This window comes from Kitasatospora sp. NPDC004240, assembly GCF_053603215.1.
Genome location: NZ_JBSGFD010000131.1, coordinates 1 through 24,998 on the forward strand (window position 1 = coordinate 1; position 24,998 = coordinate 24,998).

Genomic DNA, 24,998 nt, shown 5'->3' on the forward strand with positions numbered 1-24,998 from the left:
CCGCGCACCTGGTGCCCGCCGCCGTGCTGCTCCTGGACGCGCTGCCGCTGACCGCCAACGGCAAGCTCGACCAGCGCGCCCTGCCCGAGCCCGCCGACCCGGCCGAGCCGGCCCCGGCCGCCGGCGAGGCCCCCGCCGGTCCGCGCGAGGAGATCATCCGCGGGCTGTTCGCCGACGTCCTCGGGTTGCCGTCGGCGCCCGGCCGCGACACCTCCTTCTTCGACCTCGGCGGCCACTCCCTGCTCGCCGGGCGCCTCGCCGCCCGGCTGCGCGACACCCTCGGCGCCGCCGTCGGCTTCGCGGACGTCTTCCACCACCCGACCCCCGCCGCCCTCGACCGCCTGCTGCGCGAGCGCACCGCCCCCGAGCCCCGGCCCGCCCTGTTGCCCGTCCCGCGGGCCGGGCGTCCGCCGCTCTCCCCGGCCCAGCGCGGTCTCTGGTTCCTGCACCGCCTCGAAGGGCCCGGCCCCACCTACAACATCCCGCTGGTGCTGAGCCTCACCGGCCCGCTGGACCGCGACGCCCTCGCCCGCGCCGTCGGCGACCTGGCCGCCCGGCACGAGACCCTGCGCACCGTGTACCCCGAGTCGGCGGACGGCGAGCCGTACCAGCGGATCCTGCCCGCCGGCCCGGTCACCCTGCACGACGGCGCGCCCGGCACCCTCGCCGAGGAGGTCCGGTACGCCTTCGACCTGGCGGCCGAGGCCCCGCTGCGGGCCACCCTGTTCGGCGATCACGGCGGCGAGCGGCACACCCTGCTGCTCCTGCTCCACCACATCGCCGGCGACGGCGCCTCCACCACCCCGCTGGCCCGCGACCTGGCCGCCCTCTACACCGCCCACGCGGCCGGCCGTACCCCCGAACTGCCCCCGCTGCCCGTGCAGTTCGCCGATCACGTGGACTGGCAGCGCCGGCTGCTCGGCCCCGCCGGCGAGCCCACCGCGCTGGCCGCCCGCCGGCTCGACCACTGGCGCAAGACCCTGGCCGGCCTGCCCGACCAGCTGGAACTGCCCACCGACCGGCCCCGCCCGGCCGTCGCCGGCCACCGGGGCGCCACCGTCCCGTTCGCCCTCGACGCCGACACCCACACGGCCCTCGCCGCGCTCGCCCGCACCACCGGCACCAGCGTGTTCATGGTCGTCCAGGCCGGCCTCGCCGCCCTGCTCACCCGGCACGGCTGCGGCACCGACCTGCCCATCGGCACCCCCGTCGCCGGCCGCGACGGCGAGGGCGCCGCCGACCTGGTCGGCTACTTCGTCAACGCGGTGGTCCTGCGCACCGACACTTCGGGCGACCCCGGCTTCCGCGACCTGCTCGGCCGGGTCCGCGGCACCGTCCTCGCCGCGTACGAGCACGCCGACCTGCCCTTCGACCGGCTGGTCGAGGAGCTCAACCCGCCGCGCTCGCTCGCCCGGCACCCGCTGTTCCAGGTCATGCTGGCCTGGCAGAGCCTGCCCGACGAGGAGTTCGACCTCGGCGGCGGCGTCCGCGCCCGGATCGCCGCCGTGCCCTCCGGCACCGCCAAGTTCGACCTCACCCTCAACGCCGGCGAACTGCGCGAGGGCGGCATCGCCGGCTTCCTGGAGTACCGCACCGACCTCTTCGACCACGGCACCGCCGCGGCGCTCGCCGACCGCCTCGCCCGGCTGCTCACCGCCGCCGCCGCGGCGCCCGACACCCCGATCGGGCTGCTCCCGCTGCTCTCCGCGCAGGAGGAGCACCGCGCCCTGGTCGAGTGGAACGGCGCCCCGGTCACCTCCGCGCCCGGCGCCACCCTGCCCGAGCTCTTCGAGGCCGCCGCCGCGGCCCACCCCGCCCGCACCGCCGTGCGGCACGGCGACACCTCGCTCACGTACGCCGAACTCGCCGCCCGCGCAGACCGGCTGGCCCGGCTGCTGGCCGCCCGCGGCATCGGCCCCGGCACCATCGTCGCGCTCGCCCTGCCGCGCTCCGCCGACCTGGTCGTCGCCCTGCTCGCCGTCATCAAGTCCGGCGCCGCCTACCTGCCGCTCGACCCGGACTACCCGGCCGACCGGCTGGCGTACATGCTCGGCGACGCCGCGCCCGCCGCGCTGCTCACCGACACCGCCACCGGGGCCCTCCTGCCCGAGCACCGGGTGCCGCGGATCCTGGTCGACGGCGACGGGGCGCACGCCCATCCGCCCGTCCCGCTCACCCAGGACGAACGCACCCGGCCGCTGCGCGCCGACGACACCGCGTACGTCATCTACACCTCCGGCTCCACCGGCCGTCCCAAGGGCGTGCCGGTCACCCACCACAACGTGGTCCGGCTGTTCTCCGCCACCGACCACTGGTTCGGCTTCGACGAGCGGGACGTCTGGACGCTGTTCCACTCCTACGCCTTCGACTTCTCGGTCTGGGAGCTGTGGGGCGCCCTGCTGCACGGCGGCCGGCTGGTCGTCGTCCCGCACCTGGTCAGCCGCGACCCGGCGGCCTTCCTGGAGCTGCTCGCCCGCGAACGCGTCACCGTGCTCAACCAGACCCCGTCCGCCTTCTACCAGCTCAGCGCCGCCGACCGGGAGCACCCCGGCAGCGAACTCGCCCTGCGCTACGTGGTGTTCGGCGGGGAGGCGCTGGAACTCGGCCGCCTCGACGACTGGTACGCCCGGCACGCCGACGACGCCCCGGTCCTGGTCAACATGTACGGCATCACCGAGACCACCGTGCACGTCTCCCACGTCGCCCTGGACCGGGCCAGCGCCGCCGCCGGCACCGGCAGCACCATCGGCGTCAACATCCCCGACCTGCGGGTCTACCTCCTCGACCCGCACCTGCGGCCCGTCCCGCCCGGCGTCACCGGCGAGATGTACGTGGCCGGCGCCGGCCTCGCCCGCGGCTACCTCGGCCGCCCCGCGCTCAGCGCCGAACGCTTCGTCGCCGACCCGTACGCCGGGCTGTTCGGCGAGCGCGGCACCCGGATGTACCGCTCCGGCGACCTCGCCCGGCGCCGCAGTGATGGAGCTTTGGAGTACTTCGGCCGGGCCGACCAGCAGGTGAAGATCCGCGGCTTCCGGATCGAGCTCGGTGAGATCGAGGCCGTGCTGGCCGCCCACCCCGCCGTCGCCGACGCCGCCGTGATCGTCCGCGAGGACGTCCCGGGGGACCGGCGGCTGGTCGGCTACGCCGTGCCGGCCCAGGCCCAGGTCCCGGCCGCGGAGCTGGAGGCCGGCGCCCTGCGCGAGCACGCCGCCCGCGGACTGCCCGCCCACATGGTCCCGTCCGCCGTGGTGCTGCTGGAACGGCTGCCGCTGACCGCCAACGGCAAGCTCGACCGCCGCGCCCTGCCCGCCCCCGACGCGCCCGCCGCCGGCGCCGGACGCCCACCGCGCGACCCGCGCGAGCAGCAGCTGTGCGAGCTGTTCGCCGAGGTGCTGGGCGTGCCCGCGGTCGGCGTCGAGGACGACTTCTTCGCCCTCGGCGGCCACTCCCTGCTGGTCGTCCGCCTCGCCGGGCGGATCCGCGCCGTGCTCGGCCTGGAGGTCGGCATCGGCACGCTGTTCCAGGCCCCCACCGTGGCCGCGCTCGCCGCCGCCCTCGGGGCCGGCGGAGCGGACGGCGCCCCCGGCGCGGACGCCCTCGACGTGCTGCTCCCGCTGCGGCCCACCGCCCCCGGCCGGGCCGCCCCGCTGTTCGCCGTCCACCCGGCCGGCGGCCTCGGCTGGTGCTACACCGGGCTGATCCGCCACCTGCCGCCCGAGGTCCCGATCTACGGTCTGCAGGCGCAGGGGGTCGGCGCCGCCACCGCCGCGCTCCCGCTCCCGGCCACCCTGGAGGAGCTCGCCGCGCACTACGCCGACCGGCTGCGCGAGGTCCAGCCCGCCGGGCCGTACCGGCTGCTCGGCTGGTCCACCGGCGGCATCATCGCGCACGCCGTCGCCGTCCGGCTCCAGGAGCTCGGCGAACGGGTCGAACTGCTTGCGATCCTCGACGCCTACCCGGCCGAGGGGTTCCGCGACCTGCCCGTCCCGGACCAGGCCGAGGCGCTGGAGGCGCTGCTCACCATGGGCGGTTACGGCCCGGACGACCTGGCCGGCGAACCCCTCGAACTCGACCGGGTCACCGCCCTGCTGCGCCGTGAGGGCAGCCCGCTGGCGGGCCTGTCCGACGCCACCGTCGAGGCGCTCAACCGGATCTACCTCCACACCAACCACCTGGTCCGCGGTCACGACCACCGGGTCTTCCACGGCGACGTGCTGTTCTTCCGCGCCACCGTCGACACCATCGACGAGACCCTGGTGCCGGACCTCTGGACCCCGTACGTCTCCGGCCGGATCGACACCACCGATGTCGCCTGCTCGCACAAGGACATGACCCTGCCCGCCCCCGTCGCGCACATCGCGCGCGTGGTCGCCGAACACCTGGAGAAGCCGCCCCATGAGTGACGCCCCCGCCAACCCCTTCGACGGCGACGGGGAGTTCCTCGCCCTCGTCAACGACCTGGGACAGCACTCCCTGTGGCCCGCCTTCGCCGCCGTCCCGGACGGCTGGACGGTCGCCCACGGGCCCTGCGCCCGGCAGCGCGCGCTGGACTGGATCACCGAGAACTGGACCGACCTGTGCCCGGTCCGGTAGCCGGCGCCCCGGCGGCCCGCCCGCTGTTCGCCGGGCGGGTCGCGGTGGTCCTCGCCTACACGGCCGCGATGTGCATGAACGGCCTGGACTCGACCATCGTCAACCCGGCGCTGTTCACCATCGCCGAGGACTTCGGCCGTCCGGTCTCCGCCGCCAACGCGGTCGAGGTGGCCTTCCTGGTCGGCCTCGCCGTGGGCCTGCCGGTGGCCGGCTGGCTCGGTGACCGCTTCGGCGTCAAGCGGGTCTTCCTCGGCTCGCTGGCCGTCTTCACCCTCGCCTCGGCGCTGTGCGCGGCCGCTCCCGGGCTCGGGTCGCTCGCGACCGCCCGGGCCGTCCAGGGCGTGGCCGGCGGACTGCTCACCCCGGTCGGGATGACCCTGCTGTTCCGCGCCTTCGCCCCGCACGAGCGGGCGGGCCTCGGCAAGGTGCTGATCGTGCCGACCGCGCTGATGCCCGCCCTCGGGCCGCCGCTCGGCGGCTTCCTCACCGAACACCTCTCCTGGCACTGGCTGTTCCTGGTGAACCTGCCGATCGGGACGGCGGCCGTGCTGCTCGGCGCCGTCGCCCTGCGGGAGGAGTCCGGCGCCGCGGCGGGCGCCTTCGACCGCACCGGCTTCCTGCTCGCCACCCCCGGCCTGGGCCTGCTCACCTACGCGCTCGGCTTCGGCCCGGCGCACGGCTGGACCTCCCCGGCCGTCGCCGGCGGCGGACTGCTCGGCGCGGCCCTGCTGGCCCTCGCCGTACGGCACCAACTACGCGTCCCCGCGCCGCTGGTGGAGCTGCGGCTGCTCGCCGACCGGACGTACGGCGCCGCCTCGGTGCTGGCGCTGCTCACCGCGGCCGGACTGATGGGCGCGCTGTTCGCGTTCCCGCTGCTGGCCCAGGCCGCGCTGGGGGCCTCCGCGCTGGACGCCGGGCTGAGCGTGTTCCCCGAGGCCGTCGGGCTGATGGCGGCCTCCCAGGTGGTGGACCGGCTGCTGCCGAGGCTCGGCCCGCGCCGGCTGGCGGTGCCCGCCCTGCTGCTCGCCGCCCTGGTGGTGGCGGCGCTCGCGCTGCCCGGCGTCGGCGAGAACCCGTGGGCGGTACGGGCGTTGATGTTCGGCATCGGCCTGGTGCTGGGCACCGCGGTGCTCACCGTGCAGATCGCCGGGTTCGCCGACGTCGCGCCGCCGCGGATGGGCCAGGCGATGGGCCTGTTCACCATCGTCCGCACCCTCGGCGGCGCCCTCGGCATCGCCGCCACGGCCGCCCTCATCGGCGGGCCGGACGCCCACGGCGCCGACGCGGGCCCGTACCGGCTGGCCCTGCTGCTGACCGCCGCGCTGATCGCCCTGGGCGCGGCCGTGGCCCCGCGCCTGCCGCGCGAGGTGCCCGGGCCGCCGCCGGACTGAGCTCCCGGTGGGGTGCGGGAAGGGCCCGTCCTTTCCCGCACCCCGGCGATCGGGGCAAATCGAACGGGCATCCGCTGCTGCGTCGGTGGTAGTTCGATGAGGCGTTCGATGGATACCAATCGGTAGGAGGTCTGGGAGGACGGGCTGCCGGGGGATCGATCGGGACATGAACACCACCAAGAAGTTCGTGGCCTCCGCGGCCCTCGGTGCCGCCCTCGTCCTGGTCTCCGCCGCCCCCGCCCTCGCGGCCGACGGGGACGCCCAGGCCGTCGCCACGCCGGTGTCCCTCACCGCCCCGCTCCAGCAGGAGGACGCGATCGAGGACGCGGTCGCCGCCGCCATCGCCGACGCCCTGGCCCTGGACGGCGCGGCCGGCACCGTCTGCATCAACCAGGGCAGCGCCACCGCCGAGGGCGTGGTGGCCGGATCGCCCGGCGTGCTGTCCGGGAACCAGATCCAGATCCCGATCAACGCGCAGTTCAACATCTGCGGCAACAGCGTCAGCCTGCTGGGCTGACCCCTCCCCGCCCGATCCACTCCGACCGTTCGGAACGTTCGGACCCTCCGACCGCGACCCCCGCCCCCTCCGTGGCGGGGGTCGCACGGCTGCCCGCCGCCGGTCGGCGCCGGTGGCCGGTCAGTGCCCCCGGACGGTCGGGCGCAGCAGGTGGGCGAGGCCGTCGGCCAGGCCGCCGCGCCAACAGGCGTAGTCGTGGCCGCCGTTGAACTCGCGGTAGGTCAGGTCGTAGCCGCGGGCGGTGAGGACGTCGCGCAGCCGGCGGTTCTGCGGCAGCAGCATCCACTCCTGGAGCCCGACCTCCTGGAAGAACCGGGCCGGGACGCGGGCGCGGCGGGCGAACTCGCGGGTCAGCCACTCGGCCTCCTCGCCGTCCGGCCACCAGAACGAGCCGGACTGGCTGAGGGCGTTGCCGAAGCGGTCGGGCCGGTGCAGGGCGGCGAAGGCCGCGGTCAGTCCGCCGGCGCTCTGGCCGGCGATCACCGTGGCGGCCCGGTCGGTGGTGGCGCCGTACGTCGCGGCGGCCCAGGGGAGCAGCCGGTCGGCGAGGAGGTCCACGAAGTCCGGGTTGCAGCCGAGGTCGTCGGGGCGGCCGGGGCCCATGGTGTGGACGAGCAGGGCGACGGTGGGCGGGACGGCGCGGTCGGCGGTCAGGTTGTCGAGGGTGGCGCCGACGTCCAGCACCCCGCCCCACATCTCGCCGTCCAGCAGCACGACCACGGGGTACGGGCCGCCGTCCGCGCGGTGGCCGGGCGGGAGGTGGACGTCGACCCGGCGGCCGGCCGCCCGCGCCCGGACCAGGTGCCCGCGGGGGACGTCCGGGCGGTGGGCCGCCCAGGGCTGGGCGGGGGCCGCGTCCAGGCTGAGCACCGAGGACGGCTGCCGCCCGTCGCGGGCGGGCAGCCGGGGGCCGCGGGCGTACGGGTCGGGGACGGCGCTGTCCAGGACGCGCAGCCAGTCGGCGCGGGCGGTGCCGGGGACGGCGCCGCGGGCCGGGTACAGCTGGTAGGAGGCGCGGTGGTCGGCGCGCAGCCGGTGGGTGAGGTGCCAGGCGTCGGGCAGTCCGGGCAGCCGGGCCATCAGGTGCGGCGTCAGGTCGCCGGCGTGCCGGTCCTTGTCGGTGACGGTGTGCACCAGGGCGAGGACGTGGTCGGCCACGGCGTCCCGGTGGAGGAAGGTGACCAGGCGGTACGCCGGGTCGGCCGGGTCGGGTTCGACCAGGGGGGTGCCCTCCTCGGCGACGCGCTCCCAGAACTCGCCGGGGGCGGCGGCCAGTCGGCGCAGGCGTGCGCTCTCCATCGGTGACTCCCAATCGGTCGGTAACAGGCGGGTACGGGTGCAAGTGGGCTCGGGCCGGCCGGGGCTCAGGCCGGGTCGCCGCGGCGGCTCAACAGCACCCAGAGCAGGAAGGGCCCGCCGAGGACGGTGGTGACGATGCCGACCGGGATCTCCACACCGCCGATCACCACCCGGCCCAGCGTGTCGGCGAGGACGATCAGGGTGGCCCCGACCAGCGCCGAGGAGAGCACCGGCACCCGCGCGGGCCCGGCCAGCCGGCCGGCGATCACGGGCGCGGCGAGGGCGACGAAGCCGACCGGCCCGCAGACCCCGACCGCCAGCCCGGCCAGCGCGACGGCCAGTAGCAGGCACAGCAGCCGGACCCGGCCGGGGTCGACGCCGAGCGAGGAGGCCACGCCGTCGTCGAAGCGCAGTACGGCGAGCCGGCGCGCCACGACCAGCGCCGACGGGACGAGCACGGCGAGCCCGAGCAGCACCGGCCCGGCCACCTCGGTGTCACGGCCGTTGAGGCTGCCGGAGGTCCAGACGAACAGCGAGCCGGCCGAGTTGAGCGAGCGGCGGGCCATCGCGACCTGGATGACGGCCGAGGCGAGCGCCGACATGGCGAGGCCGACGACCAGGACCCGGTAGCCGCGGGCGCCGAGGCCGCCGGAGACCAGGGTGACCACCAGGACGGCGGCGAGCGCGCCGAGCGGTCCGGCCCACCAGGCGCCGAAGGTGCCGGAGGCGCTGACGGTGACGGAGATCAGCACGGCGGCGGTGGCGCCGTCGTTGACGCCGAGGAGTTCGGGGGTGGCGAGGCGGTTGCGGGCGAGGGTCTGGGTGAGGCAGCCGGCCAGTCCGAGGGCGGCGCCGGCGGCGATCCCGGCGACGATCCGGCCGAGCCGGAACCGCTGCACCAGCAGCACGTCCAGCCGGTCCCCGTACCCGAAGACCGCCCGGAAGGTGCGGCCGAGGTCGAGTTCGCTCTGCCCGGCGTGCGCCGACACGGTGACGGCCGCCAGCAGGACGGCGGACAGCGCCAGCGCGGTGAGCAGCGGGCGCCGGGGCAGCAGCAGCGAGAACGCGCCGCGGCGCAGCAGCAGTTCGGGCGGGGCCTTGGCGGTGTTCTCGCCGCGCACCGGGGCGGACCCCTCGGGGACGGTCCCGGTCATCCCGAGCGCCGCCATCCGGCGCGAGCGCACGATGGCGATCAGGGCGGGGGCGCCGACCAGGGCGACGATCACCGAGACGGGCGCCTCGAAGGGGCGGGCCACCACCCGGGCGATCACGTCGGCGCCGGTCAGCACGGCCGCGCCGATCAGCCCGGCGAACAGGGTGAGCCGGCCGACCCGGGGGCCGGCGAGCGAGCGGGCCAGGAACCCGGCGAGCAGGCCGAGGAAGGAGATCGGCCCGGCCATCGCGACGGCGGAGGCGGTCAGCAGGGTGACCGCGAGGGCGACCGCGGCGCGGACGGCGCCCGGCCGGTGGCCGAGGCCGCGGGCGAGGTCGTCGCCGAGGGCGAGCGCGGCCAGCGGCCGGGTGGTGAGCAGTGCGACCAGGAAGCCCGCGCCGAGGACGGGGGCGAGTCGGCCGAGCGTCGTCCAGCCCTCCACCCCGGCCAGCGAGCCGAGCACCCAGACCCGGTAGCGGTCGTACGCCTCGGGGGAGTTGACGATCAGGACGCCGGTGAGACCGCCGAAGGTGGCGCCGACGGCGGAGCCGCCGAGGATCAGCCGCATCGGTGAACTCCCGCCCCGGCTCCCGGCGATGAGCAGCACCAGCCCGCTGGCGAGGACCGCCCCGGCGAAGGCGGCGGCCAGGTAGCCGTACGAGGTCTGGGTGCCGAGCACCGCGATGCCGAGGACGACGCCCAGCGAGGCGCCCGCGTTGACCCCGAGCAGGCCGGTCTCGGCGAGCGGATTGCGGGTGACGGACTGGAGTTGGGCGCCGGCGACGCCGAGGGCCGCGCCGACCAGCAGGGCGGTGAGGGTGCGCGGCATACGCAGGTCGCCGAGGACCAGCGCGAGGTGACTGTCGCTACGGGCGCCGGCGCGGTCGAGCAGGTAGTCCAGCACCTGGGCCGGGCCGACGTCGGTGGCGCCGCCGACCGAGAGCGAGAGCGCGGTGAGCGTGACCAGGCCGGTCAGGACGGCGGCGACGGCGAGCGCCCCGGTGCGCCGGGGCGGTGCGGCGGGCCCGTCCGGCGCGGGGGCGTCCGGCGCGGGGGTGTCGGGGCCCGCGGGGGAGGGCTCGGCGGTACCCACTTGCGACAATGTCATAAGGTAAGGCTAACCTAATTACCGCTGGTCGCGGTGACCCCTCCGCGTGGTCACCGGGCCGCGCCCGCATCACCCGGCCTCGGCCGTCCCCACGTCAACTCGCTTGAAACCGCTGCCCGGAGGCACCCATGTCGACCGCCAAGAGCCCGCTCCACCCCTCCCGCCGACGAGCGGCCCGGGTGCTGGCCGCCGCCGGGGCCGCCGCGCTCCTGCTCACCGGCTGCGGCTCCTCGGGCTCCTCCGACCAGGCCTCCGGCCGGGCGTCGGGGAGCGCCTCCGCCGACTCCGCCGGCGGCGCCACGGGCAGCGGCGCCGCCGGCGGCAAGCGCACCGTCAAGGACGCCACCGGCAAGGCGGTCGAGATCCCGGCCGAGCCCAAGCGGATCGTCACCCTCACCCAGGAGGACCTGGACGCGGTGCTCGCCCTCGGCGTCAAGCCGGTCGGCATCACCAACGGCCAGGGCCTCAACGAGCCCCCGGCCTACCTCAAGGAGAGGGTCCAGGGCATCCCGGTGGTCGGCAACCTGCTGCAGCCCGTGATGGACAAGGTGATCGCCGCCAAGCCGGACCTCATCCTGGCCGGCGACATGCAGGACGAGCAGGTGCTCAAGCAGCTGCGCGAGATCACCCCGGCCACCCTGGTCACGATGGCCCCCACCGACGACTGGAAGCTGTCCTTCCGCGGCATCGGAAACGCCGTCAACAAGCTGGACCAGGCCAACAAGGTGATCGCCGAGTACGACGCCAAGGCGGCCAGGAGCGGCGCGGAGCTGGGGAGGAACAAGGGCGCCGCGGTCTCCATCGTCCGCTGGAACCCCACCGGCCCCAGCTGGATGGAGAAGAGGCAGTTCGCCGGTGGCGTCGCCCTCGACATGGGCCTGACCCGGCCGAAGAGCCAGGACAAGGACGGCAACGCGCACACCCCGGCGCTCAGCCTGGAGAAGATCAACGAGATCGACGGCGACTGGCTGTTCCTCTCCACCCTCACCGAGGACGGCAGGGCCGCCCTCAAGGAGGTCCAGTCCAAGCCCGCGTACCAGGACCTCGCCGCGGTGAAGAACAACCACACCGTCACCGTGGACGGTTCGGTCTGGTCGACGCGCGGCGGCCCGCTCGCCGCCGACGTGGTCGTCAACGACCTGACCAAGGCGCTCTCCGCCTCCTGAGTCCGGCCCGAGGGGCCCGCCCGCCGCGGGCGGACGGGCCCGACCGAAGGGATCAGCCATGGAGTTGGCCGTCCAGGGGCTCGCGGCCGGCTACGCCGCCGGCCGTCCGGTGCTGAACGGGATCGACCTCGACGTGCCCGCCGGGCGGGTGGTCGCGATCGTCGGACCGAACGGCTGCGGCAAGTCCACCCTGCTGCGCTCGATCGCCCGCCTCCACCGGCCGGACGCCGGACGCGTGCTGGTCGGCGGCGAGGACGTCTGGAAGCTGCGGCCCCGGCGGGCCGCGCACCGGGTGGCGCTGCTGCCGCAGAGCCCGCAGGCCCCCGAGGCGGTCACCGTGGCGGGCCTGGTCCGCTACGGCCGCCACCCGCACCAGGGGCTGTTCCGGCAGTGGTCGGCGGACGACGAGCGGCTCACCGCGGAGGCACTGCGCGCCACCGGCGTGGCCGAGCTCGCCGACCGCCGGCTGGACCGCCTCTCCGGCGGCCAGCGCCAACGCTGCTGGCTGGCCATGGTGCTGGCGCAGGACACGCCCGTCGTCCTGCTGGACGAGCCCACCAGTGCCCTCGACCTCGGGCACGCGGTCGAGGTGCTGGAACTCGTCCGGCGGGTCGCCGCGGGCGGGCGCACCGTGGTCATGGTGCTGCACGACCTGGCCGCCGCCGCCCGGTACGCCGACCTGCTGGTCGCGCTGCGGGACGGCGCGGTGGTCGCCTGCGGGCCGCCGCGCGAGGTGGTGGACGCGGCCCTGGTGCGGGCGCTGTACGACATCGACAGCGACGTGCTGGACGCGCCGGGCGACGGGGCGCCGGTGATCGTGCCGCGGACGGCGGTGCCGCGGCCGGCCTGACCACCGGGTGCCCGGGTGTTCGGTACTCCGGGCCCGGACGGGTGGCGCGCCGTCCGATCCCGCGGTCCGGGCCGTGCGCGGGGGTGAGGCGGACGCCCGGGTGTGGTGTGCTGGGGGTGCTGGTCCGTCGCGCCCCCGGGAGGAACACCGGTGCACCGTCGCTCCGTCGCCACCGCCCTGTCGGCCCTGCTGCTGGCACCGGCCACCGTGCTGGGCTGCTCCTCCGCCGCCGCCCCGCCCGGGTCCGCGTCCTCGGCCCCCTCGGTGTCCGTGCCGCCCACCACCACCCCGGCGGGTTCCCCGTCGTCCCCGGCCGGCGGCGCCGCGGCCGGGCCGGCGACGGTGACCGTCAGGGGCACCGTCACCGACGGCCTGGACTCCCCGTGGGGCCTGGCCGTGCTGCCCGAGGGCGACCTGCTGGTCTCCTCGCGGGACACCGGGCGGATCACCCGGGTCGCGGCCGCCGGCGGTGCCAAGACGGACCTGGGCGCCGTCCCCGACGTGGCGTCCGGCGGCGAGGGCGGGCTGCTGGGCCTGGCCCTCTCCCCGGGGTACGCCACCGACCACCGGGTGTACGCCTACCTCACCACCCGGGACGACAACCGGATCGTCCGCCTGACCTACGACCCGGCGCGGCCGCCCGGCGAACAGATCTCCGACGTCCGGCCGGTCCTGACGGGCATTCCCAAGGGGCCGCGGCACAACGGCGGGCGGATCGCCTTCGGCCCGGACGGCCTCCTCTACGCCGGCACCGGCGACGCGAGCCGGGGCGACGCCGCCCAGGACCAGGGCTCGCTCGCCGGCAAGATCCTGCGGATCACCCCGGACGGCGCCCCGGCCCCCGGCAATCCGTTCCCGGGCTCCCCGGTGTTCACCCTGGGCCACCGCAACGTCCAGGGCCTCGCCTGGGACGACCAGGGGCGGCTCTGGGCCTCCGAGTTCGGCCAGAACACCTGGGACGAGCTCAACCTGATCCGGGCCGGCGGCAACTACGGCTGGCCCGTCGTCGAGGGCGTCGGCGACCGGCCCGGGTACGTCGACCCGGTCACCGTCTGGAAGGTCGCGGACGCCTCGCCGAGCGGGATCGCCTGGGCGCGCGGCGCGATCTGGACGGCCGCGCTGCGCGGCACCCGCCTGTGGCGCGTCCCGCTCGCCGGGGAGAACCTCGCGGCCCCGCCGCAGGCGTACCTCACCGATGAGTACGGGCGGCTGCGCACCGTCGTGGCGGACCGCGACGGCAGTCTGCTGGTGGTCACCAACAACACCGACGGCCGGGGCGACCCGCGACCGGGCGACGACCGGATCCTGCGGCTGGCGGTGTCCTGAACGGGCCGTCGGTGTCCGGAGCGATCCGGTTCCCGGATCGGGGCTGACGGGGCGACGGACGGTGGCGCTGCGTCAACCCGGCGCCGCCGCTGAGCTGCATCGTTCACCCGTTCGAATGGTTTGACGGCTTCGCGGGCCGTTCGGGGTGCCCCCGCCGGGGGCGTTGTCAGTGTGTCCCGTTACGTTCCTCCCGTTCGCAGATCAGGACCGGGAGGAGAGCGGCCGTGGCGTGGGTGGAAACGGGTTCGGGCGGCTACCAAGTCGCACTCGACGAGGACGGGAAGGTGGTGTGCCGCAACGCGGCGGGCCGCCCGCTGAAGAGCGTCCCGCCGAAGCTCAACGACGATCCGGTGGTGGCCGGGCTGAGGCAGCTCACCGGCTGGCTCGCCGCGCACCGCCGGAGCTGCCTGGAGGACGCCGAGCGCTGGATGGTCCGCTCGCTGCCGGTGCCGGCCGCCGTGCTCACCGCGGTCTGGGCGGACGAGGACTGGCGCGCCGTGCTGCGCGACCTCGTGGTCACCGGACCGGACGGCGAGGTGGCCGGCTTCCTGCGCGATGCCGACGCCGACCGCGGTCTCGGCCTGGTCGACCTCGACGGGGACACCGTCCGGCTCACCGCCGAGGAGATCCGGATACCCCACCCCGTCCTCCTGGAGGACCTCGACGAGCTGCGCGAGTTCGCCGTCGAGCTGGGTGTCTCCCAGCAGGTCCAGCAGCTCTACCGGGAGGTCTGGCACCGCCCGGAGGGCACCGACCCGCAGGCCACCGAGGTCGGCGAGTACGCCGGCGGCCGCTACCGCGAGCTGCGCGAACTGCTGGGCCGCAGCGCCCGCCTGGGGTACCGCGTGCGCGGCGGCCACGCCGTCCTGCCCGTGGTCGAGGACGGCCGCTCCCTGGAGGCCCGGGTCTGGCTGGGCGACTACTACGAGTACGACGAGTGCGAGACCGGCGCGCTCAGCTGGACGGGCCCGGACGGCAAGGTGCTGCGGCTCGGGGAGGTCGGGCCCGTCGCGTGGTCCGAGGGGATGCGGATGGCCGCCGGCCTGCACGCCGGCCGCACGATCGAAGGGGAGGAAACCGCATGAGCACCACCGAACTGAACGAGCGCCTGCTGGAGGCGGGGGCGGTCCTCGCCCCGGGCGCGCTGGCCGACGCCGGCCGCCCCGACAGCGCCGCCGACGTGCTGACCGCCCGCGCCTACCGGCACCCGGTGCTCGGCGAGCGCCGCGTCGTCCGGCTGGTCCCGCGCGCCCTCGGGCCCGCCGAGGACCTCGCGGTCGACTTCCTCGGCCTCACCCCCGACGGCGAGCCCGCCGAGGTCGGCCAGGTCCGCCAGGAGGCCCTGGGCTTCCCCGCCTGGGCGTTGGTCCACGACCCGGCCAACGGCCACCACGCGCTCGCCCTGGTCAAGGAGATGGAGCGGCTCGCCCGCCAGGCCAAGGCCAAGCCGGGCGCCGCCAAGGAGGCCTTCGACGAGCTCGCCGCCCGCCTCGGCCGGGCCGTGCCGCACTTCCTGCCCACCTTCTGCGAGGAGGTCGGCCGGATCTTCCTCGAACAGGGCAACCAGACCTACGCCGCCGCCTACTTCGGCAAGGCCCGCGAGGCCGAGCGCACCCACAGCCTGGCCGTCGACGAGGAGCGGCTGCGCGCGGTCTTCCTGGAGTTCGCCCTCGCCGGCGCGCTCACCGTCAAGGCCCTGCGCCAGTACGTCAAGGAGCTCAGCGTCCGGCTCGACCCGGTCACCGCCTGGCAGCGCTTCCGCCAGCTGTGCACCGAGCGTTCGGCGGCCGGCATGGCCCCGTACGCCGGGGTCGCCGAGGACACCCGCGCCCTGCTCCGGGCCGCCGGGCTGGACCGCGACGAGCACGAGCGGGCGCTGCTCGCCGAGCTGCTCGCCTCACCGGCCGTCAACCGCGCGCCCGCCGCGTTCTGGAAGACCTGGCACGGCGCGATCGTCGAGCTGGCCCGCCGTGACGAGTCCGTCCGCGCCCGCCTGCTGGAGCTGCTGCCCGTCCCCGGCGGCTCCGACGACACCGGCCACGACACCGCCTGGCTCGCCGTCCTCGCCGACAGCGGCGCCGAGGCGGCGCTCACCGGCCCTCGCGCCGAGGGCGCCGAGCCCGCCGCCGCCTGGCTCCAGCGCTGGACCAACCACATCGGCCGCGGCTGGCGCGACCACCCCGTGCACGCCGCCACCCTCGCGCTCGCCGGGCGGATGGCCGAGCGGCTGCGCGCCGACGGCGTCCCGGTCGACCTCTTCCGCGACGTGCGGGCCTCCAACACCCAGCTCGACCTGCTGGACCTGCTGCTCACCGAGGGCGTCCCGGTCGCCGACCCGGCCGACCGCCACCACTTCCGGCTCGGCCAGTGGGCCGCCCAGGCCGGCCCCGGCAGCCCGGCGCTGGCCGCCGTCGCCGCCGACCCGCGGTTCCGGCCCGCCCTGCGCGTCGCCGTCCCCGGCTCCTGGACGGCCCTGGAGGCCGCCGGCCCGCTGGCCGCCCGGCCCGCGCTGCGCGAACTGTTCGTCGAATGGGCCGACGAGCGCGCCGACGAGCTCCTCGCCGCCCCCGGCCTGGCCGGCGCCGCCGAGCTGCTCCAGGCGCTGCGCCCGCTGCGCGCCGCCATCGTCGCGGAGAACCCCGCCGCCGGCGAGCGGATCGCCTCCCTCGACGTGTCCGCGCTGCTCGCCCGCACCCTGCGCGGCGGCATCCTGGACGAGCTCGGCTGGCCCGCCCTGGAGGAGGCGCTGATCCGCCTCGGCGCCGAGCCCGCCGACGCCCCCGGCCGCCGCCCCAAGCCGGCCGGCCTGATCATCCAGGACGCCTGGCCCAACCTCGTCCTCGCCCGCGAGGACCGGGCCGTGGTCGTCGGCCCGCGGGGGATCCTGCTGGAGCACACCCTGCGCCACCCCAAGGACGAGCACCGCTTCCCGCGCATGCGCTACAGCGACGGCGAACTGCTCGTCGCCTGGTACGAGGAGGGCAAGCAGCGGGCGTACTGGTCGAACCGGCCGACCGAGACCTTCGAGCTGGAGGGCTCCGAGATCGCCCGCTACTGGGGCGGCGGCGACGAGCCCAACGAGCCGTCCCTCCCGCTGCCCGGCGGCGGCCGGACCACCGGCGAGCGCCCGCTGCACGCCGGTGACACCCGGATGCCCGCGGAGTACCAGGTCTTCAGCGACGGCACCGGCCACTGGGTGGTCCGCTACGACGGACGCGGCCTCGCGCTGACCGAGTACGACCCCGCGACCGGCGAGCACGGCGACGCCGGCACGCCCCCGCGGATCGCCGCCAGCGCCGCCCCGGGCGCCGGCACGCTGGACGTCCAGCGCTCCCGCCTGCTGCCCGTCCAGCCCGGCCTGGAGGAGAGCCCGCTCGGCACCGACGGCACCGTGCTCGGCCACTGGGTCCGCGCCAAGGACGGCCGCCTCACCACCACCACCGTCGACGGGCACACCCTGGTGCTCCCCGCCACCGGCAACTACCCCGACCGCCACCTGGTCGCCCGGCTGGCCCTGCCCGGTGACCCGGGCCCGCTGGTCGCCCAGGAGAACCGCGGCGGCGTGACCCTCGGCCTGCCCGCACCGGCCGGCGACGGCACCGCCGAGCGGACCCTCGAACTCACCCCCTGCCGCCCCGGCGAGCTGGCCGCGGCCGGCACCGCGCTGGTGCCGCCGCTGCTGTACTGGCACGCGCTGCGCCCGCGCAGCGAGCAGGGCTCCCTGCTGCTGCGCGGGCTCACCGACGAGCAGTCCGCCCGGCTGGTCGACGCCGCCTGGCCGGTCGACGCGGAGCCGGCCGAGGCCGCCCCCGGCGGGGTGGTCCCGGCCGAGGAGCCCGCGGCGCCGGAGCCGCGCTGGATCACCGTCCAGGGCGTGCGCCGCAAGCTCCCCAGCGGCAACCAGGCCCACCCCGTCCCGGTCACGGCCGTCGGCGAGGTCCTGCCCGAGCTCGGCCACCCGCTGCTGCTCGCCGGCGTCGCCGGGGTCGCCCGCACCGCCGCGAACCTGCTCCGCGAGGCCGCCCACTTCGTCCCGCAGCCCGAGGCCGAGCGCCGGGCCGGTGACGCCGCCGCCGCGTACGAGCCGGAGCACGGCCGTGACCACGAGATCCGCCAGGCCGTCGAGCCGGTGCTGCCCGACCTCGACGGCTTCGGCAACGGCTGGGACTCGGGCGATCACTGGCGCGTGGTCAACAACCTGCGCGCCGTCACCGCCGTCCTCGCCGATCCGCCGCCCGCTGGCGACGACTGGGCCGCCGTGCGGAAGGTCGCCGTCCGGGGCGGTGGCCACCACGGCTGGCTGCGGCTGCTCGGCCGCACCGACCTGCTCGCCTTCGCCGCCGCCGCACCGCTCACCCCGCCGGAGGCCCGGGCGACCCTCGCCCTGCTGCTCGGCGAGCTGACCGCCGGTCCGCTCGCCGACCGCGGCGCCACCCTGCGCGAGGCCGTCCTCACCGAGCCGCACGACAAGGCCGCCACCGCCCGGCACACCGACCGCAAGGGCGAGGTCTGGCGGGCCGGCGGGCGCACCGTCGTCATCGTCGGTCGGCTGCGGGAGGAGGACGGCAAGGTCCACTGGCTGGCCGCCGACCACGACCCGAGCGGCGCCTTCGGCCCGGTCGCCCACTTCGGCCTGGACCGCGAGCGCTCCACCGAGGAGCGCCACCCCACCGCCTGGACGGTCCGCTTCACCGAGCTGCTCGCCGAGCACGGGCCCCGGCAGGTCGAGCCCGCCACCGCCGAGACCTTCGGCGAGCTCACCGGCATCGGCGCCACCCGGGCCATCCTGCTGCTCGCCCTGCCGGTCAACCTCAACAACTGGTACGGCAACGCCCTCGACGCCGAGCGGCTCAAGGAGTTCGGCCTCAAGAACGCCGAGGCCAACGCCGCCCGCGGCTGGCTGCGCGGCGTCCCCCGCGCCGGCCTCGCCGCCGTGTGGGCCGCCATGCTGCCCGCCGAACCCGCACTGCTCTGGAGCGAGGGCCCCGACGTCACCGCCGCCGCCGCGGTCTGGTGCGAGCGGATCGGCCGGGTGCTCACCCTGCCCGCGGAGGAGCAGGCCACCGTCAACGGCGCGAGCATCCAGGCCATCGAGGCCGTGCTCAACCACGCCCGCACCCCCTGGCTCAGCCGCACCACCGTGCAGCGGCTGCGCACCGTCGACGGCTCCACCGAGAGGCAGCTGCACGCCGAGGACCCCGCCGCCCTGCCGAGCAACGGCAACCTCGCCGAGACCCTCCGGGCGCTGCGCTGGCTCGCCTACCGCCTCCCGTACGGCAGCCCGCTGCGCGCGGCCCTGCCCGGGGCGGTCGCCGCGCTCCGCCGCCGCCTCGCCGACCCGGAGCTGCTGCTGGACTACGACCTGTACTGGGCCGCGACCGGCAACACCGCGCTGGCGCCGCTGCTGCGCGCCCACTTCGGGCTGCCCGAGGAGGGCGGGGCCGAGGCCGACGGCCTGGTCCGCTGCGGGCCCGCGCTGCTCCTCGGCCCCGGCCGCTACGGTGAGACGGTCTTCCTGCGCCCCGCCGGGCTGACCGGCGCCGACGACCCGGTGCTGGGGCTGCTCGAAGGGCTCGCCAGGGGCTACTGGTTCACCCATGAGATGCCCGCCCTCCAGGCGGTGCTCAGCGGTGAACTCGACCGCCTGGCCGGCCCGGAGGGCGCCGCGGCTCCCGAGGACCCGGCGCGGCGGGAGGAGCCGGCCGAGGGCTGGCCGCACGACCCGCGGCTCAGCGTGCCCGACCTGGTCACCGAGGTCGCCAAGACCCGTGAGCTCGGCGAGGACGCCGCAGTCCTCTACCTCCAGCTGCTCGCCCTGCCCGACCCCACCGACCGCAACGTCGCCCGGTGGACCGGCTGGAAGCCCGCCCGCCTCAAGCGGGCCCGCGCCGAACTCGCCGCCTCCGGCCTGGTCCTGGAGGCCAAGCGGGCCCGCGCCGGCCGCGGTCTCTTCCTGCCCGGCGGCTGGCAGGAGGCCAAGGCCCCCGGGCTGCCGGCCGAGACCTGGAAGGCCGGGCTGTACCCGCTGCCCGACCGGATCGCCGTGCTGCCCCACCTGCCCGTGCCCGAGCTGTTCACCCGGGCCTGGCAGCGCGTCACCGAGGGCGACGCACCCGGCTACGAGGAACTCCGTACCAGCAAGCGCAGGAAGGCCACCCGCCGATGAGCACCACGACCACCACCACGAGCACCGCCCCCGAGGCCGGGGCGCCCGTGCGCCAGAGCGTCCCGCCGGAGGAGCGGTACGCCGCCGAACTGGAGTTCCTGGCCGCCCACGACTCCGGCCCCCGTCCGCCCGGCTGGCGGCTCACCCCGCGCGCCGTGGTCACCTTCGTGATGGGCAGCGACGGCGAGAAGCTCAAGGCCGGGCGGCGGAGCCTGGTGATCGAGCCCAAGTTCGTCGGCGAGCGCGCGCTGGTCGAGCGCTGCGTCGTCACCCTCGCCGGCGAGCGCGGCCTGCTGCTCGTCGGCGAGCCCGGCACCGCCAAGTCGATGCTCTCCGAGCTGCTCGCCGCCGCCGTCTGCGGCACCAGCGCGCTCACCGTCCAGGGCACCGCCGGCACCACCGAGGAGCAGCTCAAGTACGGGTGGAACTACGCCCTGCTGCTCGCCAAGGGCCCCAGCCGGGACGCCCTGGTGCCCTCCCCGGTGCTCACCGCGATGGCCACCGGGGCGGTCGCCCGGGTGGAGGAGGTCACCCGCTGCCTGCCCGAGGTGCAGGACGCCCTGGTCTCGCTGCTCTCCGAGCGCCGCATCGCGGTGCCCGAGCTGGCCGGTACCCCGGACGCCCAGCTGCACGCCGCGGCCGGCTTCACCCTGATCGCCACCGCCAACCTGCGGGACAAGGGCGTCAGCGAGATGTCCGCGGCCCTCAAGCGGCGGTTCAACTTCGAGACGGTCGGCCCGATCGGCAGCCTTGCCGCCGAGGTGGAGCTGGTCCGCCGGCAGTCCACCGCCGCGGTGGCCCGGGCCGGGGCCCCGTACGCGGTCGACGACGCCGTCCTGGAGGCCCTGGTCACGGCCTTCCGCGACCTGCGCACCGGCCGCTCCACCGAGGGCTGGGACGTCGAGCGCCCCTCCACGGTCATGAGCACCGCCGAGGCCGTCTCGGTCGCCACCGCCCTCGGGGTCGGCGCCGCCTACCTCCCGGACAGCGGCGAGCTCCTGGCCCGGCTCCCCGGCCAGCTCATCGGCGTGGTCCGCAAGGACGACCCGGCCGACGCGGCCCGGCTGCTCGGCTACTGGGACGGGCCGGTCCGCCGCCGTGCCGAGCAGGGTGCCGCCACCTGGCGCACCCTGTGGGACCTCCGCCCGGTCCTGGAGGGCTGACCGTGCGCGCAGTCGACCACCTCGAACGGCCCGCCGGATCATCCCGGTCCGGCGGGCCGGCCGGGTCCGCCGGACCCGAACGGGCGGACGTCGAGTCCCGGGCCGCCCGGCTGGCCGCCTCCGGGGTCGAGCACCCCGGCCCGTACCTGATCGGCGTGCGCCACCACGCGCCGTCGGTCGCGGCCGTGGTGCCCGCCCTGCTGGACGCGGCCCGGCCGGACGTCCTGCTCGTCGAACTCCCCGGCGAGTTCCAGCCCTGGCTGGGCCTGCTCGCGGACGGGGCCACCCAGGCCCCGGTCGCCCTCGCCGCCGCGCCCCGCGCGGCCGAGGAGCGGGCCGACGGGACGGACGGGGACGCCCCGGGCGACGCCGGCGGCGCCGGGCTCGCCTTCTACCCGTTCGCGGACTTCTCGCCGGAGCTGGCGGCCCTGCGCTGGGCCGCCCGGCACGGCGTCGAGGTGGTCGCCTGCGACCTGCCGCTCGGCCACCGGGCCGGCCCCCGGCACGCCGGGGCGGCACCCGCCGACACCCCGGCCGGCCCGGGCGATCCGGCCCACCCGGACGCCGCCCCGGCGCCCGGCGTCGCCGACGCGCTACGCCACCGCCTCACCGGGCGGGACGCCGACGAGGACCTCTGGGACCGGCTGGTGGAGACCGCCGCCCCCGGCTCGACCCCGGAGGCCGTCCGCCGGGCGGCGCTGCTGGTCGGCTGGGCGCTGCGCCACGACGCCGAGGCGGGCGGCACCGGTACCGCCTCCGGCGTCGACCCGTACGACCTGCGGCGGGAGGCCTGGATGCGCGCCCGCATCCGGGCCGCCGCGGCCGGCGGTCGCCGGGTGGCCGCCGTGATCGGCGCCTTCCACGCCCCGGCGCTGCTCGACGCCCTCACCGAAACGGACGGCCTCGCGGTGGAGGACGACGCCGCTGCGGTGGGCCCCGGCTCCCCGGACGGGCACGTCGTCTCGCTGGTCCCCTACAGCTACCCGCTGCTCGACGCCCGGTCCGGCTACCCCGCCGGCATCCGGGACCCCGAGTGGCAGCACACCGTGCTCGACGCCGCGGGCGACCCGGACCGCCTGGCGGAGGCGCTCATCCGCACCGCCGTACGGATCTGCGAGGCCCTGCGCGGCCAGGACCACCCGGCCGGCCCCGCCGACGCCCGCGAGATCGTCCGGCTCGCCGGCGACCTCGCCCGGCTCCGCGGGCTGGCCGCCCCCGGCCGTGGCGAGCTGGTCGAGGCCGTCCAGACCGTCCTGGCCCAGGGCGAGCCGCTCGGCCGCGGCCGGGCGGTCGCCCGCGCCCTGGAACAGGTCCTGGTCGGCATCCGCACCGGCCGCCCCACCCCCGCGGCCCCGCGCACCGGGCTCGCCCCCGCCGTCGAGGCCCTCCTCGACGAGCTCGGCCTGCCCGGACCCGCCGACCCGGACGCCCGGGAGCTGCGGCTCGACCCGCTGCGCTCGCGCCTCGACCGCCGCCGCGACCTGCTGCTGCACCGGCTCGCCACCTGTGGCGTCCCGTACGGCGAGCCGATCGCCTCGACCGGTGCCGGTGGCACCGAGACGGTGGGCACCCGCTGGCGCGTCCGGTGGACCCCGACGGTGGCCGCGATGCTCACCGTGGCCGGTACCCGGGGCGTCACCCCGGCCCAGGCCGCGGAGGGCGTGCTGCGCGAACAGCTGCGCCGCGAGCTCCAGGCGGACGGCCCCACCGCCCGCCAGGTCCTCCAGGGCCTCGCGGACGCCGCCTCCTGCGGCCTGCCCGCCCTGGCCGACACCCGCCTGGGCCAGCTCACCACCGTGCTGCCCGGGGCCGCGACCCTGCCCGAGCTGCTCGACGGCCTCGCCCTGCTCGACCGGCTCGCCTCCGGCCACATCCCCGGCCTCGCCACGGCCGCCGATCCCACCGGGCCGGTGGCGCCGGCCGCCACCGCCCGTACCGAGGCCCTCGCGGCGGCGCGCGACCTGCTGACCGTCGCCGCCGTGCGGCAGCTGGAGGGGCTGGGCGGCTCCGACGACCCGGCGGACGCCTGCGCGCTGGTCGAGCTCGCCCGCCGGGCCGACGTCTCCGGCGGTCTGCGGCTCGCGCACACCCTCACCGGGCTGGCCGACGAGGGCAGCCCGCTGATCCGGGGCGCCGCCGGGGCCGTCCGGGTGCTGCTCGGGCACCACCCGGCGACGGCCTTCGGCGACCGGGCGGCCTCCTGGCTCGACGGCGCCACCGACCGCGGATCGAGGCACGCCCTCGGGCGCTCGCTGGTCGGACTGCTCACGGCGGCCGAGGGCCTGCTCGGCGCGGCGCCGGAGGTGCTGGAGCCACTGCTGGAGCGGGTCACCGCCCTGCCCGACGCCGCCTTCCTGGACCGGCTGCCCGCGCTGCGCGGCGGCTTCGACGCCCTCAGCCCGGCCGCCCGTGGCCGGCTGCTCACCCTGGTCGAGGAGCGCCTCGGCACCCGGGTCGAGGCGCTGCCCGACGCCCTCGCCCCCGCCCTCCTCGCGGCCTGGACCCGCGCGGACCTCACCGCCCGCGCCTCCCTGTCCCACCGCGGCCTGCTGCCGTCGCCCGTCGCCCTGCCCGCCCTGCCGTCGTCCGCCCTGCCGTCGTCCGCCGTGCCGCCGGCCGCGCCGCCCGTGGGCACGTCCGTCGGCACGTCCGTGGGCACGTTCCAGGGCGCGCCCGACACCGCCACCCGGGCCCTGCCGCCCGTGGAGCGCTGGCGGCTGCTGCTCGGACGGACCAGGGACGCCGGCCTCGCCGGGCGGGCCGGACGGCTCGCGGTGGCGCTGGACGAGCTGTACGGCAGCGGGCGCGGCGAAGGTTCCGGCCCTCAGCCGGGCACGCCCGGCAGCGGGGGCGGCCGGGAGGCGCCGTACCCGGGGGTGCGCGAGTGGTCGGAGGAGCTGGCGGTGCTGTTCGGGCCCGGCATCCGCGAGGAGGTGCTGGCCGCCGCCGTCGAGCACGGCCGCACCGACGCGCTGGAGGCCCTCGAACCGGACGCCGTCCGCCCCTCCGTCGACCTGCTGCGCACCGTGCTGGAGCACGCCGGCGGACTGCCGGAGGCCCGCGTCGCCGCCCTGCGTCCGCTGGTGCGCCGTCTGGTGGAGGAACTCACCCGGGAGCTGGCCACCAGGCTGCGCCCGGCGCTGACCGGGATCCGGGTGCCGAGGCCGACCCGCCGGCCGGGCGGCGGTCTCGACCTGGACCGGACCATCCGGGCCAACCTCGCCACCGCCCGCCCCGCGGACGACGGCGGCACGCTGATCGTCCCCGAGCGCCCGGTCTTCCGGACCAGGGCCCGGCAGGCCTCCGACTGGCGGCTGATCCTGGTCGTGGACGTCTCCGGCTCGATGGAGGCGTCCACGATCTGGGCGGCGCTGACGGCCTCGATCCTCGCCGGGGTGCCCTCGCTGAGCACCCACTTCGTCGCCTTCTCCACCGAGATCGTCGACCTGACCGAGCGCGTCGAGGACCCGCTCGGCCTGCTGCTGGAGGTCCGCGTCGGCGGTGGCACCGACATCGCCTCCGGGCTCCGGTACGCGCGGGAGCTGGTCACCGTGCCGTCCCGCACGCTGGTCGCGGTGATCAGCGACTTCGAGGAGGGCGGCCCGGTCGGCGGGCTGCTCCGGCAGACCCGGGCCCTGGTGGACGCCGGCTGCCACCTGCTCGGCTGCGCCGCGCTGGACGACACCGGAACGGCCAGGTACTCGAAGGCGGTCGCGGGCCAACTGGTCGCGGCCGGCATGCCGGTGGCGGCGCTCAGCCCGCTCGAACTGGCCCGCTGGGTGGGGGAGAAGGTCCGATGACAACCGATCAGAGCAATGGCCCGGGCCTGCCCGCGGTGCGGCCCGAGGTGGTCGCCGAGGTGGTGTCCGGGCTGTCCGCCCGGCTGCAGAAGCGGCTGGACGCGGCGGCCGCCAAGCTCGCCGCCCGCCCGGTGAGCCGGGACGGCGACGACTGGCGGATCGAGGTGGACGAGGAGTCCTCGCTGGTCCTGCACGCCCCGGCGGGCGTGGTGGGCAGCGCGGCGGACGTCCGTTGCGGCTGCCTGCTCGCCCCCGCCTGCGTCCACCGGGCGGCCGCCGTCACGGTCTGCCGCCTGGCGGACCCCGCGTCGGATCCGGAGCCGGAGCCCGCGTCGGACACCACGGCGGTCCTCGCGTCGGGTTCGGAGCCGGACCTCGCGCCGGGTCCGGAGCCGTCCGCCGGACCGGGCGCCGCGTCGGCCACGGAGCCCGGCGCCCGGCCGGAGGCCCCCGCACCCGGGGCCCC

13 protein-coding genes and 1 pseudogene are annotated in these 24,998 nt (G+C 77.0%); 12 read left to right on the plus strand and 2 right to left on the minus strand.

Annotated features, from left to right (window positions below; all coding sequences use genetic code 11):
• From ACWEQL_RS28930 to ACWEQL_RS28945, 4 genes are all read left to right on the plus strand, one after another.
• Window positions 1-4,403, plus strand: a 4,403-nt coding sequence (locus ACWEQL_RS28930) for an amino acid adenylation domain-containing protein (protein ID WP_452153279.1), incomplete at its 5' end; no start/stop codon positions are given.
• Window positions 4,396-4,593 carry an MbtH family protein gene (locus tag ACWEQL_RS28935; RefSeq protein ID WP_452153280.1) on the plus strand — a complete coding sequence of 66 codons (198 nt, stop codon included), beginning with the start codon at window positions 4,396-4,398 and terminating at the stop codon, window positions 4,591-4,593. The genes ACWEQL_RS28930 and ACWEQL_RS28935, both read left to right, overlap by 8 nt.
• Window positions 4,578-5,984: a DHA2 family efflux MFS transporter permease subunit gene (locus tag ACWEQL_RS28940; protein ID WP_452153281.1), complete on the plus strand. Its 1,407-nt coding sequence runs from the start codon at window positions 4,578-4,580 to the stop codon at window positions 5,982-5,984. Before ACWEQL_RS28935 ends, ACWEQL_RS28940 begins: the two co-directional genes overlap by 16 nt.
• 166 nt (window positions 5,985-6,150) lie before the next feature.
• Window positions 6,151-6,501: a chaplin gene (locus ACWEQL_RS28945; protein ID WP_452153282.1), complete on the plus strand. Its 351-nt coding sequence runs from the start codon at window positions 6,151-6,153 to the stop codon at window positions 6,499-6,501.
• A 120-nt stretch (window positions 6,502-6,621) separates the two neighbouring features.
• On the opposite strand, the gene fes is transcribed toward ACWEQL_RS28945, so the two are convergent.
• Both fes and fhuB read right to left on the minus strand, forming a co-directional pair.
• Window positions 6,622-7,800 (minus strand): enterochelin esterase, encoded by a 1,179-nt coding sequence (fes, locus tag ACWEQL_RS28950; protein ID WP_452153283.1) that lies wholly within the window; start codon window positions 7,798-7,800, stop codon window positions 6,622-6,624.
• Between the two features lie 65 nt (window positions 7,801-7,865).
• Window positions 7,866-10,061 (minus strand): Fe(3+)-hydroxamate ABC transporter permease FhuB, encoded by a 2,196-nt coding sequence (gene fhuB, locus ACWEQL_RS28955; protein WP_452153284.1) that lies wholly within the window; start codon window positions 10,059-10,061, stop codon window positions 7,866-7,868.
• A gap of 128 nt (window positions 10,062-10,189) precedes the next feature.
• Between fhuB and ACWEQL_RS28960 the strand changes: the two genes are divergently transcribed.
• The 8 genes and pseudogenes from ACWEQL_RS28960 to ACWEQL_RS28995 all read left to right on the plus strand — a co-directional run.
• Window positions 10,190-11,227 carry an ABC transporter substrate-binding protein gene (locus tag ACWEQL_RS28960; protein WP_452153285.1) on the plus strand — a complete coding sequence of 346 codons (1,038 nt, stop codon included), beginning with the start codon at window positions 10,190-10,192 and terminating at the stop codon, window positions 11,225-11,227.
• Between the two features lie 58 nt (window positions 11,228-11,285).
• On the plus strand, window positions 11,286-12,077 hold the full coding sequence (locus tag ACWEQL_RS28965; RefSeq protein ID WP_452153286.1) for an ABC transporter ATP-binding protein: 792 nt from the start codon (window positions 11,286-11,288) through the stop codon (window positions 12,075-12,077).
• Between the two features lie 150 nt (window positions 12,078-12,227).
• Complete coding sequence (locus ACWEQL_RS28970) at window positions 12,228-13,403, plus strand: PQQ-dependent sugar dehydrogenase (RefSeq protein WP_452153287.1); 1,176 nt, start codon at window positions 12,228-12,230, stop codon at window positions 13,401-13,403.
• Window positions 13,404-13,627: 224 nt separating this feature from the next.
• On the plus strand, window positions 13,628-14,488 hold the full coding sequence (locus ACWEQL_RS28975; protein WP_452153288.1) for a DUF4132 domain-containing protein: 861 nt from the start codon (window positions 13,628-13,630) through the stop codon (window positions 14,486-14,488).
• A complete protein-coding gene (locus ACWEQL_RS28980) occupies window positions 14,485-19,569 on the plus strand; it encodes a hypothetical protein (RefSeq protein ID WP_452153289.1) in 5,085 nt (1,694 codons plus the stop codon). Before ACWEQL_RS28975 ends, ACWEQL_RS28980 begins: the two co-directional genes overlap by 4 nt.
• Window positions 19,566-20,732: an ATP-binding protein gene (locus tag ACWEQL_RS28985; protein ID WP_452153290.1), complete on the plus strand. Its 1,167-nt coding sequence runs from the start codon at window positions 19,566-19,568 to the stop codon at window positions 20,730-20,732. Before ACWEQL_RS28980 ends, ACWEQL_RS28985 begins: the two co-directional genes overlap by 4 nt.
• Window positions 20,733-20,734: 2 nt before the next feature.
• Window positions 20,735-24,532, plus strand: coding sequence for a DUF5682 family protein (locus ACWEQL_RS28990; RefSeq protein ID WP_452153291.1), 3,798 nt, complete (start codon window positions 20,735-20,737; stop codon window positions 24,530-24,532).
• Window positions 24,529-24,998: pseudogene (locus ACWEQL_RS28995) on the plus strand (hypothetical protein); the annotation flags it as partial. The gene ACWEQL_RS28990 and the pseudogene ACWEQL_RS28995, both read left to right, overlap by 4 nt.